Origin of the sequence: Brevibacillus sp. RS1.1, from assembly GCF_013284365.1 — a bacterium.
GTDB classification, from domain to species: Bacteria; Bacillota; Bacilli; order Brevibacillales; family Brevibacillaceae; genus Brevibacillus; species Brevibacillus brevis_D.
This window is the reverse complement of record NZ_JABSVA010000001.1, coordinates 610,690-624,765: the sequence shown is the minus strand read 5'-3', so window position 1 is coordinate 624,765 and position 14,076 is coordinate 610,690. Positions and strand designations below refer to the sequence as shown.

Below are 14,076 nucleotides of genomic sequence, written 5' to 3'. Positions count from 1 at the left end.
CCAAGCATCAATATCCGCTTTCCGGCTCAAAAGCTGGGAAGCATTTTTTTTTGATGAAAAGGATCGATTCGTACAGACAAGCCCATAACTCGTGTCAATTTTGCTTATGAATCCGGGATATAAACAGTTGTTTAAAAGAAAAACAAATATTTTTCAAAAAAAAGCTGATTTGGTGTGACATTTTTCCATCTCATTCGTCAATAGAAGTATAGGAAATAATTTGGAGGTAAAAAACATGAAAAAGATTAAGAACAATCTAATGAAAAACGTCTCCTTAGCAGTTGCAGCTATTTGTACTGTTCAGTTTTCAGTTACTGGCATTGCTTCTGCACAAGTTGCGACACCACAATCTATTCAAGCTTATAGCATGGTAGCAAGCACTACTGGGTTGAAAGCAAGCGCAGGCTCTTTGAACGTCACGATTGGAGATACAGAAACCATTCGCCTTACTTATAATGGCAGCCCTATCGATAACGCATTGGTTGATTGGGAAATTGGCAGCTCCAGCATCGCTTCTGTTAGCAATGGGATTGTGTACGGTAAGAAAGTAGGAACGACTGTTGTTACTGCTAAATACAACGGTTATCGCGCTACAGTTAGAGTGACTGTTGACAGAGCGCAGACTCTCGAAGCAACGAAAACAGAGGTTTCTGTTAAAAAAGGTAAAAAGACAAACGTTAGTTTGAAATTTGCGGGCAGCAGTATCCCTGGATCAAAAGCAACTTGGAAAACCGCGGATAAAACTGTAGCAACTGTTGACGATGGTGACATTAAAGGTGTAGGCGAAGGAAGCACAGTTATTACTGCGAGCTACAAAGACCAAGAGGTAGAAATCCACGTTGATGTTGAAGGCGGCGGAAATTCAGACGGTAAACTGGAAGCAGATGTTACCAAACTGAAATTGGAAAAAGGCGATAAAGAAACCATTAAGTTGACATATGACGACGATAAACTTTCTGGTTCAAAAGCAACCTGGAAAACTTCAAAGTCCTCTGTAGCAACCGTAAACGATGATGGTGTCGTTACTGCAAAAAGCAAAGGTACAGCAACGATCACTGCAAAATACAAAGGCTACGAAGTAGAAATTGAGGTTTACGTAGATACAGACAGTTCTGGTAAACTGGAAGCAGATGAAACCAGCATCTCCCTGAAAAAAGGCGACAAAGACACGATTCAGCTAAGATATGATGATGATAAATTGTCTGGATCAAAAGCAACTTGGAAAACATCCAACTCCAGCGTGGCAACAGTTGATGATGGTGTCGTTACGGCAAAAGGTCAAGGAACAGCTACCATTACAGCATCATACAAAGGCGATAAGGTCGAAATTCGTGTAAAGGTTGATTACAACAACTCTGGTAGACTTGAAGCAGAAGAAACAAAAATCTCTATGAAAAAAGGGCAGCAAGACTTTGTACTGCTCAAATTCGATAATGAAAGAATTTCTCTTTCCAGTGCAACTTGGAGAACGTCTAATTCTTCTGTAGCAACTGTAAATAGCAGTGGTGTGATTACAGCCCAAGCCAAGGGTTCCGCTACTATTACAGCAGAATACAAAGGCTACAAGGTAGAAATTGATGTAAAAGTAGATACTTCTTCCTCTTCAGACATGCTGGAAGCAAGCGATACGAGCATTTCCTTGAAAAAGGGTGCAAAAGAAACGATTCGCTTGAAATACGATGGAAGTTCAATCAGCGGTTCAAAAGCAACCTGGAAAACCTCTAAATCTTCTGTAGCAACCGTTAGCAGCAGTGGTACAATTACAGCAAAAGGTAACGGTACGGCAACGATTACAGCTACGTATAAAGGCGAAAAAGTAGAAATTGAAGTAAAAGTTGGCGGCAAAAGCTCAAGCAAGCTGGAAGCAGATGACACAAGCATTTCCATGAAAAAGGGTGACTCCGAAAAGATTACGCTCACCTATGATGGCGATGACATCAGCAGCACGAAAGCTAAATGGAAGTCCGATAAAACTTCCGTAGCTTCCGTATCCAGCAGCGGTGTGGTAAAAGCTAAAAAGAAAGGTAAGGCCACTATTACAGCTGAATACAAAGGCTATGAAGTGGAAATTGAAGTAACGGTAAAATAATGGTTGATAAGAAACTCGCTGAATCGTAACTGGTTCAGCGAGTTTTTTTCCAAGTGGAAGGAAAGCATTTCATTTGTTGTGGAGGAGGAATGAATCTTGAGAGAGATCATCTTGGAAAAGTTAAAAGACATCGAGCAGGCGCATGAATTAAAAGTACTGTTCGCTGTTGAATCGGGAAGCCGGGCATGGGGATTCCCGTCCAAAGATAGCGATTATGATGTACGTTTTGTCTATGTGAAGAAACCGGAATGGTATTTGTCCATTGATGATAAACGGGATGTTGTGGAAGAACCAATCAATGACCTCTTAGATATAAACGGCTGGGATATTCGAAAAGCGCTCAAGCTATTTCGAAAGTCGAATCCACCCCTACAAGAATGGCTTGTGTCGGACATCGTTTATCTCGATACACTAGGCTTTCGAGATGAGCTGGCAAGGTTGCAAGGAGATGTATTTTCGCCAAAGGCTTCCTTGCATCATTACCTCAGTATGGCCAAAGGGAATTTTCGGGACTATCTGCAAGGTGAGCAAGTCAAAATCAAAAAATATTTCTATGTGTTACGCCCGATCCTCGCGTGCATCTGGATCGAAACGTATCATACGAATCCCCCCATTGGATTTGATCAGCTGGTTGCAGAGCTGATAACCGATTCTACATTAAAAAGTAAAATTTCAGAGCTGCTCCAAAGAAAAATAGCTGGGGATGAGTTGAACTTGGAGCCAAGAGTCGAAGAGCTTCACCATTTTATTGAGGAACAAATTGAGCATCTGACTGCACTGGCTAGCCAATATACAAATGATCTGGAGGACCCAACAGAAAAGCTGGATGAGATATTTCGGAAGTATTTACAGAAAGCGTGGATAATCAGTTAGTCACGATGGGCTCGTTATGATAGAGGGGGAGGACATATTCATGAAGGATCATATTCGAAAACGTATACAGCAACCTCTCGAAATTCACTTTGATCAACCAGATAAACCTTACGGCTGCTTCTCCAATTTCTCTAGTCACCCAATAGAGTTGGAAGGGGAACTTTGGACAACTTTGGAAGACTATCTGCAAGCCAAGAAATTTTTAGGGACTACCCAAGAAAAAGAGATCATGCACAAGGCATTACAAGCAAAAGTAGAACAGTACCCTGTCATCCGTGAAATTCTGCTCTCTACTGGGGATGCCACCTTAATCGATTGTACGAGCAACGATTCAGACGTACTAGGAAGATTATGGATGGAATTGCGTGAAAGCTTAGATGGGTACCAACCGCATTTCTACTTGCCGCCATGGATTGTGTTTCCAGAAGAGCATCCTTATAGTTTGGGTTGGCGGATGGGATTTGGTGAGGACTATCTCATGCATTATTGGCCATGGCTAGAGGAAATGAGTGTGGATGCCCGGAAAGAGTATGACGCTTATTTTCCGGTACCAGAGGAATGGCAGTTTGAAGATTTGGATGAGGAGGACGAATGAAGCTACTGTTCGTTTGCAGCAGAAATAAATGGAGGAGCTTGACGGCAGAAAAGATTTTTCATGGGATCAATGAATATGACGTAAGATCAGCAGGTACTGAAACTGGGGCGCGTATCAAAGTGACTGACGGTCTTATCGGCTGGGCTGATCTCATTTTCTGTATGGAGAAAAAACATGTAAGGCGCTTACAAGAAAAGTTTAGCTCGGAACTGATGGATAAAAGGATCATTTGCTTGGGCATCCCGGATGAATACATATACATGGATGAGGAACTGATCGAGCTATTAAAATCGAGTGTGTCCGCATATATAGAAATACCGGATTAAGCTGTTATTGGACATGGTCGAAGTATACCGGATTATTTTGTATAATGGGGATGATATGACTCAATCGCACTATCCATACTTATCGTAAAGCGAGGATTTTCACCATGAAGAAAAAACTTGTACTGGTTCTAGATGTTGAAGTAGCAGACAAAGCTGATATGCAGCAACTGGTCGATTCTATGTCCACAGCTATTCAATCCGTTGATGGGATTGTCTTGCAAGACCTGGTTATGTTTGATAACGATGAAAACAATGCTGACAAGCTCATTGCGAACATAAAGAAAGAAATGTCCTAAAAAAGGAGAGCAGTCTTGTGTTTTTCGTTTATGTACTGGTTTATCTCATCGTTGCTTTCCTTTATGGATTTTGGACGATGAAAAGCCAACAGCTCTGGGTTCGACTGACAGGAAATTTCTTCGTACACCTATTTATTGCTACAATCGTGAGTCTCGGTTACTTTTTTACGTAAAGAAGTGGCCATGACCTGTAAGGGGAGATGAGTGGATGGATTATCAAAAATTGAGTAAAGAATTGTCCTATGCGCTTCGTCATGCCCCTCATGAATATGAGCTTGAGTTAGACGAACAAGGATGGGTACCTATCAAGCAATTGCTTTTGTCACTTCATGAACAGCGAAAGTGGCGAGCGGTTACCGAAGAAGATTTACATAAGATGATTGCGTTATCGGAAAAAAAGCGTCATGAGATCAATCAAGGCAAAATTCGCGCCCTGTATGGACATTCAGTGCCGAAAAAGATTCACAAGGAAGAAAAAGAACCGCCTGCGTATCTTTTTCATGGCACGCCGCAAAGATTCCTCGATTCTATTTTGGCTAGCGGCCTTGTTCCAAAAGGAAGACAGTACGTGCATCTGTCTGAAGACGTCCAAACAGCACAGCAGGTTGGGAAAAGACGAGACGATCATCCCGTCCTTTTGCGAATCGATGCGAGGCGAGCTTGGCAAGATGGTGTGAAGTTTTACCATGGAAATGAGCTCGTTTGGTTGGCAGATCACGTGCAAAAAGAATACATCTCTGTCTATCAGAAGTAGACCGATTTGTTCAAGAAGAAACAACACAGCATGAGAAAAGACTCGCATTCGGGACGCGGGTCTTTTCTTGTATCAATGATAATCATAAGGAGGAAAAAGCGCATGGAATGGATGTTTGCTTTTTTACTGTTGGCAGGACTTTTTGCAATCTACGACGCGATTCGGAAGCTGAACCAGAACATTGTAAAGCAAGTGGATCAAAACCAACGAATCATTGAACTCCTGAATGAGTTGAAGAAAAAGCAGTAAGGGTGAGCTGTTTTTTTACGAATGCCGCATGATGATTAACAAAATGGAAGTAAACTTCTCCAACCACGTTTCGTAAGACGGCTACATATTTCTGGCACGGTGACGTCCCATTCTTGAAGATTTTCAGAAAGATAGGGCCAAGATATATTAATCTGAATGTGGCCTTGATCATATGTTGAGGACCAGCGATTATCGTTTTCGCCATCGTATTCAAATGGTTTCAGCAATAAGACACGTTCTAAATCGTTGGAAAAAGTGATGAGGTCCAGGTCAATCGAGTTCACCTTCGTTTTTACACTTTTTCATAAAGATAAAGAATACCGTCGTCAATCGACCAACTAAGCAATGAATGCTTCCAATCGATTGTCTGCGAGGGTAAGTATTTTTCGAGATCATTTACGATTTTTTCCCAATTTTGATCACTATCATTTATCTCAATGAACTCGCCATAAACAAAGTCAAAAACAAGGTAACCCATTTCGTACTCAATGCAATCGATTTTATAGTAAGAGACACTGTAAACGTCGTCCCAGTCGATCTGAACAGTTTCAGCATGCTCGTAGTGGATGGAAATTTGATGGGGATCAATAGTAAAAATCAATATAGAAACAACTCCTTATCCGTTTATTTGCAGTATACCTGTTGGAGTGGAAGTTTTCCAGAAAGGTATGGGGGAGTGGCGGGGAGAAAGTAACGGTAATTTTGGGAAAGAGTTAGATTTAGAGTCGCTAGAATGAAAAGTAATCAAAAGAATTCTTTAACAATCTGGTCTGTTGGTCAAATGAAGCGGGAGTGGTGTGTCGAGGAGCAACCTTTTCGTCTCCGCACCATACGATTACCGCTACCGCGTTGATTGGTGGTGGTACGCAAAGTCCCAGTCCCGGAGAGTGTAGCTTGTCTCATGGGTAGTATCCTTTCTCTCGGTTTCAGTTAATTGGTTCGTGCAATCCTTATCGTGTAGATAATATCCTTGGAAAAACAATACTGAACGGTGACTGAAGCACGAGGGCGTTTTAAACCCAAGCTAGGTGTTGTATGTACCTGTATGCGTTGGACCAAAGCCTTCATAATTTCACGTCTGAGTGGCCTTGGTAAAAGTAAATGGCGTTCTCTTAAGAAAGGGATGTCCATATTGTCTATTCAGAACATATGCTTTCTTTTTGCTCAAAATAAAAACGGCTTGAACCGTTTCTATTTTGGAATTTCAATTTTCGCACGAATTCCTTGTTCCTCGAGCATATATAACAGATTCGCTCCATCTATTAGCTCAATTGGTTTATCTTTTGCAAAACCACGGGCATCTGGTCCAAAAGTAGAAGTAGTTACCAAAATCCCTTTTGATGCATTTTCATTCATCATTGTCCCGAATAAATCTCGTACTGCTGCCACCTCAACTGTATTTCGATATCTTTTGGCTTGAATTACATATTTTCCACCAAAAACAGGTCGTGGATCGAAAGCAATAACGTCCACACCGCCATCTCGACTTGACCTTGTCAATTTTGACTCCAGACCGATTTTTGAAAAGAGGTTACAAACTAGGTGCTCAAAATCAAAGGGATCCATTTCGAGTAAATTTGAACGCTCATCAATTCCAGATATTAAATCTCGTTCATCGACAAAACGCTTATCTAACATGTCCAAATTTACAATTGGTTTTACTGGTGATAATTCTGTTAAAGAAGGAGAGATGTGGGCTCGTAATCCTTTCACACATGCAATTACATCAACTTTACTTAGATCAAATTGATTAAACTCATCTTTTGTAGTTTGCACTGTAATAACACAAGGGCGCATATTTAAACCGGTACTTGGATTAATAGTAGATACAATTCCATTAAAGACGATTGAAGCAATAACATTCCCTTGATCCGCCTCGAAGATTTCGTGCAATGTTCGAAGCGTAATCGATGCAATTAGGTTAGAATAGATCTCAGCTTTTTCTTTTGTTTTAAATTCGCTTCCTTTAATTTCGTCTCTGGATTGTATATACTTATACTCTTTAAAAATAGGTATTGCAGTTGATGAAGGCAGTTCATAATTAATAACTAATTCCTTACTCTGTTCAACATAGTATAGATCAAATTGTTGAGGGAATAATTCGCTATATTCTGATCGTTCTAAGACCATTACGTTATATGCGTCTACTGCCTCTTTAGTTCCAGAGTAATAATTAGATTTAAACTGATCAACCTGTTGAACTCGTTTAACAAATTCATCCTGAAACGATTGTTTATCAACGTCGTATTTCTCCTTGGCCTTACGCAGACGAACAGAATCTTCATTTCGGATACTTTCAATAAGTATGTTTTTTTGTGTATGCTCCGCAAGAGCAGAATCATAATCAGATTCTGCACGTCTAATACTTTGGAGTCTTTTTTCCTTTCCGACTCCAAAAATCTTTTCCCAAACGGACGGTTCCAGCTTTACATCTTTGAAAAAGTCGTTTTTATTCGTCAGTGGATTATTTGGAACGGGTGAAGCTGTTGGTGCTACAAATGCCGGGAACTTATCTTTGGGGTACAATGACTCAAACGAAATTGTATCGTCAGTTCTTAAGGTATGAGATAAGACAGATTGAAAATCTTCCAAGACATATTGGACTTCTTCGTTTAGGTCCTGTGTCTCTTCTTTTCGAGATTGTAAATAGAAGGCTTTTTGTTCTTTCTCATAATTTTTTTGATCTCGAATTGCTTTTTTTAGAGACTTTTCTTGGTCACGTTCAAGTTGTCTTTCGTATTGCCGTTGGAGCCTCGCTTGTCGCTCATATTCTCGTTGATTGGCTTTTTGTAGACGTTCAGCATTTCGCTGAGTTTTAGCTGCTTCCCGTGCAATTTTATTTAGTGTACTAACAAAACCACGTCCCATAGTTTACCACCTCAAACCTAGTTTTTTGCTTGAGTTAACCAGGGGGCGTTACGCCTATTTTTCCTGGTAAAGACTAAAGCAATAATAGTGGAAGAATAAGAATCAACATATTTAGGTACAAATTTTACCAGAAAGATAGTGAAACATCAGTCGTTTGATGTCGAAAACTGGGAATGATGTCTTATTTTAGAAAAATGAAAAAAATAATAAGAACTGATGAGTATTATATAGCAGTATGTTTTACCTTTTCTCTTATCTTTTTCAACCTCTCAGCATAGTTCCAGAGTAACCCTAAATTGCTCCGACAGTTCCACAACGATCTCAGGTTGCGTGTAAACATAATTCTTCAGCATATGTAGAGGCATTGCAGCATACATCGTGAAGTTCCACGCTTCCGATTCCTGTAGTTCACGAAATGAAGCAGGCATCATAATCTGTTGACCAGCATGACGAAGAATATGATAAAGCTCATGATAAAAAGGCTCCCTTTGCATAAGTGTAGGGAGTCGTTTGTCTATCGTTTTACTTTTGAAGCGGCCGAATACAGATGCCATTGATGGCATCTCTTTGTAAAAGAGATGGATGCCTAGTGAGTTTGCTACACGCTGCTCGTCCAGTTCCCCGAGGGTTTTTATTCCAAGTTGTCAGTAAAATTGGCTTATCAGCGTATGTTCTTGATTCGTGATCCTACCATGTGTCCAGTCTTCTTACGAGTGACAACAAATTATGCAATTTCTGGATATATGATCAATCGGAGGATAAATATATGATAATTGGGAAATGGTCAATCGATGTGATGTATGGACCGGGTGCTCAGGAAGATACAGAGATTGTTTTCTTACCAGACGGAACGGGATGGATTGCATTCTTTCACTATGAGTTATGTGAGTTAGAGACTTTTCGTTGGAGAAACAATGAAAACGGCAGTATTAGAATCAGCGGAGAAATATATCAAACGATAGGTGAATCACAGGAGAAATCAAATTTAGAAATAAACGAGCTGTTCTATATGGTTAAACTAGAAAATACTCCCGCAGGTGAGGAAATGAAGGTCATCACATTTTCTAAACCGATATGGTGTAATGAACAAAAATTTGGCTTGTTAACAGATAACATTGAAAATGAGAAATTACCGTCATATAAAAACGAAGTAGATAGTATAAAACAACTTATTCAATTTCTGCACATGGATACTCACGAAATACTTCAAAATGATGCAATCGAAAAACTAAAACATGCTTCAGAAGAATATTTGTACATTTTAATTCAACCTTTCGATAAATCATATTGGGATAATGCTGCAGTAGTATTATCTAGCATAGAGCATCAACGTTTAAAAGGGCATATACCAAGTCTTCTAATGTGGTTGCAAGATATGAATTGGCCGGGTGCTAAAGTAATCGCAAAAATACTGGTTGAAATGAGGGAGCTAGTCATTCCTCATTTAAGACCGGTTTTACTCGGCAATGATGAATTGTGGATTTATTCGATATTGATAGGACTGGTGAAACATTGGCCTATAGAATTGGTTCTTGAGTTAAAGAATGAGCTTATTATCCTTTCAAACAGGCAGTCACAAGAGGAGATTGATGTGATTGCTAGTGAGATCCTAATACAGCATCGCCTGTTGTAATAAATTTAGCTAGAAAGGTGGGCTCAGCAAATGAATTTCCTCGTAATACAGATTATGTTTAACGAGGTAATTAAGCAAAAAGTAACTGTTGAGGAATTCGAGCAATGGGTATATGCCACTCCTGAAATTGAAGAGTATTATGGGCACGCCTTTTACCTAGAGCTTATCAGCTTAGATTTTAAGGGGAGATATATTGATCTAGACTTGGAGCAAATGTTAATGCCGGTAATACCTTTTGGAGAGCTTGAGTACCGCATAATCAAAGAGGAACTAGAGCTACCGTACATGCTCAAAAGCAATTGTAATTGACAGTATGGGGAATCTCTCTGTCATGAAAAATCTCAACTTCAACTCCAAAGCTAAGAGAGAAAACCCACTGATCACCGTCAACTGCAGTGGTGTTATCAAGCGTTGGAAAGATTCATTAATGGTCAGTTCGCACACTATTCCTGACTTTTCCAGCATGTTACTATGATACTAACTATTTGGAACTTGGTGGTGAAGAATATGGATATTGAGTTTGAAGCCAAAGTATGTCACATTGGATTATCCATAGGGTTCTTTTCTAAAGATCATATAATCGTGTGGGCAGATAAAGTAATTGATCTATTAGAGGTAACACTTATACCAGATAGAGTGTTTGACCTTTCGATGGTAAAAAAAGAAGTGGACATTCCTCGCTTACTTATCGAGCTTTGCACTAATACAGACGAGGAAGCAGCACTAAAAACAATAGTTGGAATGATTAACCTCAGTTACAAAAACAAATACTATACTCTTTATGAGACATGTGAAATTCTCTATAGGTTATCAAATTATGTTGATTATGATCATGAATGGAAGGGATATCTCTATGCGATCACGGGAAACCTTGAGCGTGCCCTGGATGGATATGGGGATGTAGATACTTCAAGGGTAGAAATAGAAGAGTTTTTACTTGAACACGAGAAATATTCCCAATTGTTCGATCTGAATTTACTTCCAATTCATCCACTAATTATAGAGTTTAAGCCGAGGAAGGAGCATATACTTTTAGATGTTTCCCGTGTAGTGGCTCCAGCAGATATTCATATGATCTTGAAAAGTCAACTTGATTTCCCAGAAGTGTATGGTATGAATTGGAATGCATTTTGGGATGCAATCACCGGTATGGTAAAGCTACCCATGAAAATAACTATAACTGGATGGGAAGTATTGGAGGAACGTCTTCCGAAAGAAGCTGATTCTTTAAAAGAACTTCTTATGGACTATTCATTACGATATACTAGCGAAATCTTCATAGTAGAGTATGAACAAAAAAGCGAGACATCTTCTAATTGAGGATGTCTCTTTGTCATTTCTGTTGCTTCGCTAAATACCTTAAGTATCTCACATGCTCTAAAGCCTTCGGTTTATCTTCCCCGCCTAGCATTTCTAATTCGTAGAGAATAAGCTTTCATATTCGGAAAGAGGCTTTTTTTCTTAGGGGAATGGGAAGCTGTATCCTTCTAAATTCCGGCTTTCTTCAAAAGCTCCTCATATGTAACGCCCTTGAGATAAGCAGCGAATACTTTCAAGGTCTAATGTTTAGTTTTATGGGTATAAGTTTCAATTCTAATAGTTATCGATTGGCTCACGGCTGAATCATCCGCGAGTTCCCGCTAACTTCTGTATCCACTTTTTTCTCTAATACGAGCAAAAAAACGTCGAATTATTGGTGTATCAAGAAGCTAACTATGGAGGGCGAAGCTTCATGATGCTGACAAACGCTATTCGCTGGGGAAGGATTTCATTGTCAAAGTGCTAGCAGCTTTTCAAAATCGTACATTTGAATCTATTTTGGGGACAACGTGTCTCATGCGAGTAATAGAGAGATCTGTCTGAAAGGAGGCCGACAATGATCAAACCACCTAAAGGTATCGAATACCTTTGAGTTCGAACCTGAAATGAAACGAATGGTTCATGCATTGAAGGTTCTTGTAAAGTCAAAGCTAGAAAAACCAAAGGAAGTCACGGAGACAGATCAACCAGTAAAGAAAGAGGAAACAGCTTAAAGGAGTAATAAACGAAACTCACACAATGCATAGAGCGCCAAAGAGCGAGAGTGAGGGAAGATAGGAACCGCCACATAATACATTTCACGATTTACCAGATAAGCGAGATAACAAGGACAAAGTGAGGTCACTGCCAAAATGATTTCTTTGGAAAATCAGACAAGACAGTAAATGGCAAACATATAAGAATTATAGATATGGCAAAAACGAAGAGATTCATTTTCGCCACGAAAACATAGAGGTAACAGTTGAAACGATATTCAACTGCTCAAGGTTTACTTTTCTATGAAGACCAGAGTTAAAGTCTTTGGACAAATAAAAGTTTTGGAATAAGCTCTAATATACTTGCCCACCCCCTCTAACTTTTCCTACCCTATAACCAGAGGGGGAGAGAACCATGTACGCATGCAGCTATTCAGGCACAGTGCTTGGCATAGATGGAATGGTTGTCACTGTAGAAACAGACATAGCCAATGGCTTGCCTCAATTCGATTTGGTCGGACTAGGCGGTTCCGCAGTAAAAGAAGCGAGAGATCGCGTTCGTGCTGCTTTGCGCAACGCAGGCTACGACTACCCAATGCAGCGGATCACCGTCAACCTAGCACCAGCAGACCAGCGCAAGGAAGGCTCAGGTTTCGACCTGGCTATAGCGTTTGGAATTTTACTAGCCTCGAAGCAAATGCTCCCTAGACCAGAGAGAATCCTCGTTCTAGGAGAGTTGGCATTAGACGGCTCTCTTCGCGCTGTAACGGGTGTACTCCCCATTCTGCTAGAAGCTAAAAATGCAGGATTTACCCACGTGATTCTCCCCGAACAAAATGCAGCGGAAGCACGGCTCGTCGACATTACCGTATTGCCTGCTAGCAATCTGGAAGAGGCCGTAAACTATTGGAAAGAAGGACTTCATAGTAAGAACGCAGATTTGATTTTTCCTGGATCAGAGACGGGCAAGACAAATACCAACCAGCTGCCTCCGGACTTTGCCAATGTTTACGGACAGCAATTTGTAAAACGCGGCTTGGAGATCGCAGCAGCTGGATTTCATAATGTAATATTGGTGGGGCCACCAGGTTCAGGGAAAACTCTTTTAGCTACTTGCCTGCCTGGTATCATGCCGAACATGACTATTCATGAATCTTACGAAGTGACGAAAATATACAGTATTGCTGGTCAATTGAAGCGGGAGAGTGGGCTTATCGAGGAGAGACCTTTTCGTGCCCCGCACCATACGATTACCGCTACTGCACTAATTGGCGGTGGTGCGCAAATCCCGCGTCCGGGAGAATGTAGTTTGTCTCACGGTGGGATCCTCTTCCTTGATGAGATGCCCGAGTTTTCTCGACATGTATTAGAGGTACTACGCCAGCCGCTGGAATCAGGGGTTGTCACGATTGGACGATCTAAGCAGGTTTTTACCTTTCCTGCTCGGATTCTGTTAATCGGTTCGTGCAATCCTTGTCCGTGTGGATTCTTTGGTACTCGAGAGAAGCAAACCTGCTCTTGCTCCCCTCAACAAATCTACAAATACCGCTCAAAACTCTCAGGTCCCTTGCTAGACCGCATCGATCTGCACATCGAGGTGCCGAGAGTACCAGTTCAACTTCTTCACAACAGAAAAGCAGAGGAGTCCTCAAAAGACATTCAACGTCGGGTAGAACAGGCGAGGGCTGTTCAATGCGAAAGATACCACTATCGTCCTGGATGTCCTTTTAACAGTGTGATGAATGGTGAAGAGCTTCGACAATTCGCCCAGCTAGATAAGGAAGGACAAGAGATGTTACAGCTTGCCTTCGAGACATTAGGTTTGAGTGCAAGAGCATACGATAGAATTGTGAAAGTGGCGAGGACAATTGCAGATTTAGATGGGACTTCTCGTGTAGATGCTGCACATGTAGCAGAAGCAATTCGCTACAGAGCCTTGGACCGAGGGCTACTTTTTTAATGGAGCCCGACTTATGATCAATGCAGAACACAGTATCTGATTAAGGGATAAAACAAGTTAAAGCGAGATAGTATTCAAAAATCAAGCAGAGTAACGAATAAAAGTAGATCCCAAGGTGGTAATTAAATTTACTAGTGCAACATCTTTGAGGCAAAATGTTACTATAATAGCCGGAATTAATTACCTGGAGGATTGTTAATGAAGCATGTCGTCATCTAAGAATCTTGATTCAATGCTTTTTGTGATGAGCTTTCTGTTAGGTTGCTCCCAAATGTAGAATCCGGATATGATGCGGATGCGATTCGATTGGAATTCGGTAGAAATTGATCATTTCCTAAGCAAAAGAGATGGAAAAGCAGCAAACAACTCGCCTAGTGATAAATCTGAGCGGGTTGTTTTTGTTACTTTATTTTTCTAA

The 14,076-nt window shown here is 40.6% G+C and carries 15 protein-coding genes; 12 read left to right on the top strand and 3 right to left on the bottom strand.

All coding sequences use genetic code 11. The features are described from left to right. Nucleotides 1-235: 235 nt before the first annotated feature. The 7 genes from HP570_RS02765 (at nt 236) to HP570_RS02735 (ending at nt 5,182) form a co-directional block, all read left to right on the top strand. Nucleotides 236-2,089, top strand: coding sequence for an Ig-like domain-containing protein (locus HP570_RS02765; RefSeq protein WP_173624825.1), 1,854 nt, complete (start codon nt 236-238; stop codon nt 2,087-2,089). Nucleotides 2,090-2,185: 96 nt separating this feature from the next. Next, complete coding sequence (locus HP570_RS02760) at nt 2,186-2,962, top strand: nucleotidyltransferase domain-containing protein (protein ID WP_173624824.1); 777 nt, start codon at nt 2,186-2,188, stop codon at nt 2,960-2,962. Nucleotides 2,963-3,002: 40 nt separating this feature from the next. Continuing rightward, nucleotides 3,003-3,557, top strand: a complete 555-nt coding sequence (locus tag HP570_RS02755) for an NADAR family protein (RefSeq protein ID WP_173624823.1) — start codon at nt 3,003-3,005, stop codon at nt 3,555-3,557. Further along, nucleotides 3,554-3,883, top strand: coding sequence for a low molecular weight protein tyrosine phosphatase family protein (locus HP570_RS02750; RefSeq protein ID WP_173624822.1), 330 nt, complete (start codon nt 3,554-3,556; stop codon nt 3,881-3,883). Before HP570_RS02755 ends, HP570_RS02750 begins: the two co-directional genes overlap by 4 nt. 104 nt (nt 3,884-3,987) lie before the next feature. After that, a complete protein-coding gene (locus HP570_RS02745; RefSeq protein WP_173624821.1) occupies nt 3,988-4,179 on the top strand; it encodes a hypothetical protein in 192 nt (63 codons plus the stop codon). 208 nt (nt 4,180-4,387) lie between these two features. Next, nucleotides 4,388-4,933 (top strand): RNA 2'-phosphotransferase, encoded by a 546-nt coding sequence (locus HP570_RS02740; RefSeq protein WP_173624820.1) that lies wholly within the window; start codon nt 4,388-4,390, stop codon nt 4,931-4,933. Between the two features lie 102 nt (nt 4,934-5,035). Continuing rightward, nucleotides 5,036-5,182, top strand: coding sequence for a hypothetical protein (locus HP570_RS02735; RefSeq protein ID WP_016743298.1), 147 nt, complete (start codon nt 5,036-5,038; stop codon nt 5,180-5,182). Between the two features lie 292 nt (nt 5,183-5,474). Here HP570_RS02735 and HP570_RS02730 read toward each other — a convergent pair whose 3' ends face one another. Then, nucleotides 5,475-5,783 (bottom strand): hypothetical protein, encoded by a 309-nt coding sequence (locus HP570_RS02730; protein ID WP_016743299.1) that lies wholly within the window; start codon nt 5,781-5,783, stop codon nt 5,475-5,477. Between the two features lie 191 nt (nt 5,784-5,974). Here HP570_RS02730 and HP570_RS02725 point away from each other — a divergent pair, with 191 nt between their 5' ends. After that, nucleotides 5,975-6,091, top strand: coding sequence for an ATP-binding protein (locus tag HP570_RS02725; RefSeq protein ID WP_309139176.1), 117 nt, complete (start codon nt 5,975-5,977; stop codon nt 6,089-6,091). A 282-nt stretch (nt 6,092-6,373) separates the two neighbouring features. On the opposite strand, the gene HP570_RS02720 is transcribed toward HP570_RS02725, so the two are convergent. Together HP570_RS02720 and HP570_RS02715 are read right to left on the bottom strand one after the other, a co-directional pair. Further along, the gene (locus tag HP570_RS02720; protein WP_173624819.1) at nt 6,374-8,050 is read right to left on the bottom strand and encodes a restriction endonuclease; all 1,677 of its coding nucleotides are present in this window, start codon (nt 8,048-8,050) and stop codon (nt 6,374-6,376) included. Nucleotides 8,051-8,319: 269 nt separating this feature from the next. Further along, nucleotides 8,320-8,604 (bottom strand): ImmA/IrrE family metallo-endopeptidase, encoded by a 285-nt coding sequence (locus HP570_RS02715; RefSeq protein WP_254494992.1) that lies wholly within the window; start codon nt 8,602-8,604, stop codon nt 8,320-8,322. A 212-nt stretch (nt 8,605-8,816) separates the two neighbouring features. Here HP570_RS02715 and HP570_RS02710 point away from each other — a divergent pair, with 212 nt between their 5' ends. The 4 genes from HP570_RS02710 to HP570_RS02695 all read left to right on the top strand — a co-directional run bounded on the left by HP570_RS02710 (nt 8,817) and on the right by HP570_RS02695 (nt 13,658). Then, nucleotides 8,817-9,683, top strand: a complete 867-nt coding sequence (locus HP570_RS02710) for a DUF5071 domain-containing protein (protein WP_173624818.1) — start codon at nt 8,817-8,819, stop codon at nt 9,681-9,683. 30 nt (nt 9,684-9,713) lie between these two features. Then, nucleotides 9,714-9,992 (top strand): hypothetical protein, encoded by a 279-nt coding sequence (locus tag HP570_RS02705; RefSeq protein ID WP_173624817.1) that lies wholly within the window; start codon nt 9,714-9,716, stop codon nt 9,990-9,992. A 198-nt stretch (nt 9,993-10,190) separates the two neighbouring features. Beyond that, nucleotides 10,191-11,003 (top strand): barstar family protein, encoded by an 813-nt coding sequence (locus HP570_RS02700; protein WP_173624816.1) that lies wholly within the window; start codon nt 10,191-10,193, stop codon nt 11,001-11,003. 1,110 nt (nt 11,004-12,113) lie between these two features. Continuing rightward, nucleotides 12,114-13,658 carry a YifB family Mg chelatase-like AAA ATPase gene (locus tag HP570_RS02695; protein WP_173624815.1) on the top strand — a complete coding sequence of 515 codons (1,545 nt, stop codon included), beginning with the start codon at nt 12,114-12,116 and terminating at the stop codon, nt 13,656-13,658. Nucleotides 13,659-14,076 lie beyond the last annotated feature (418 nt).

Bases quoted from the DNA above. Each gene is read 5' to 3' on its own strand.
- HP570_RS02695 (WP_173624815.1), top strand. From the start codon at position 12,114: ATGTACGCATGCAGCTATTCAGGCACAGTGCTTGGCATAGATGGAATG.
- HP570_RS02755 (WP_173624823.1), top strand. From the start codon at position 3,003: ATGAAGGATCATATTCGAAAACGTATACAGCAACCTCTCGAAATTCAC.
- HP570_RS02715 (WP_254494992.1), bottom strand. From the start codon at position 8,604: ATGGCATCTGTATTCGGCCGCTTCAAAAGTAAAACGATAGACAAACGA.
- HP570_RS02745 (WP_173624821.1), top strand. From the start codon at position 3,988: ATGAAGAAAAAACTTGTACTGGTTCTAGATGTTGAAGTAGCAGACAAA.
- HP570_RS02740 (WP_173624820.1), top strand. From the start codon at position 4,388: ATGGATTATCAAAAATTGAGTAAAGAATTGTCCTATGCGCTTCGTCAT.
- HP570_RS02765 (WP_173624825.1), top strand. From the start codon at position 236: ATGAAAAAGATTAAGAACAATCTAATGAAAAACGTCTCCTTAGCAGTT.
- HP570_RS02700 (WP_173624816.1), top strand. From the start codon at position 10,191: ATGGATATTGAGTTTGAAGCCAAAGTATGTCACATTGGATTATCCATA.
- HP570_RS02735 (WP_016743298.1), top strand. From the start codon at position 5,036: ATGGAATGGATGTTTGCTTTTTTACTGTTGGCAGGACTTTTTGCAATC.
- HP570_RS02750 (WP_173624822.1), top strand. From the start codon at position 3,554: ATGAAGCTACTGTTCGTTTGCAGCAGAAATAAATGGAGGAGCTTGACG.
- HP570_RS02710 (WP_173624818.1), top strand. From the start codon at position 8,817: ATGATAATTGGGAAATGGTCAATCGATGTGATGTATGGACCGGGTGCT.
- HP570_RS02720 (WP_173624819.1), bottom strand. From the start codon at position 8,050: ATGGGACGTGGTTTTGTTAGTACACTAAATAAAATTGCACGGGAAGCA.
- HP570_RS02705 (WP_173624817.1), top strand. From the start codon at position 9,714: ATGAATTTCCTCGTAATACAGATTATGTTTAACGAGGTAATTAAGCAA.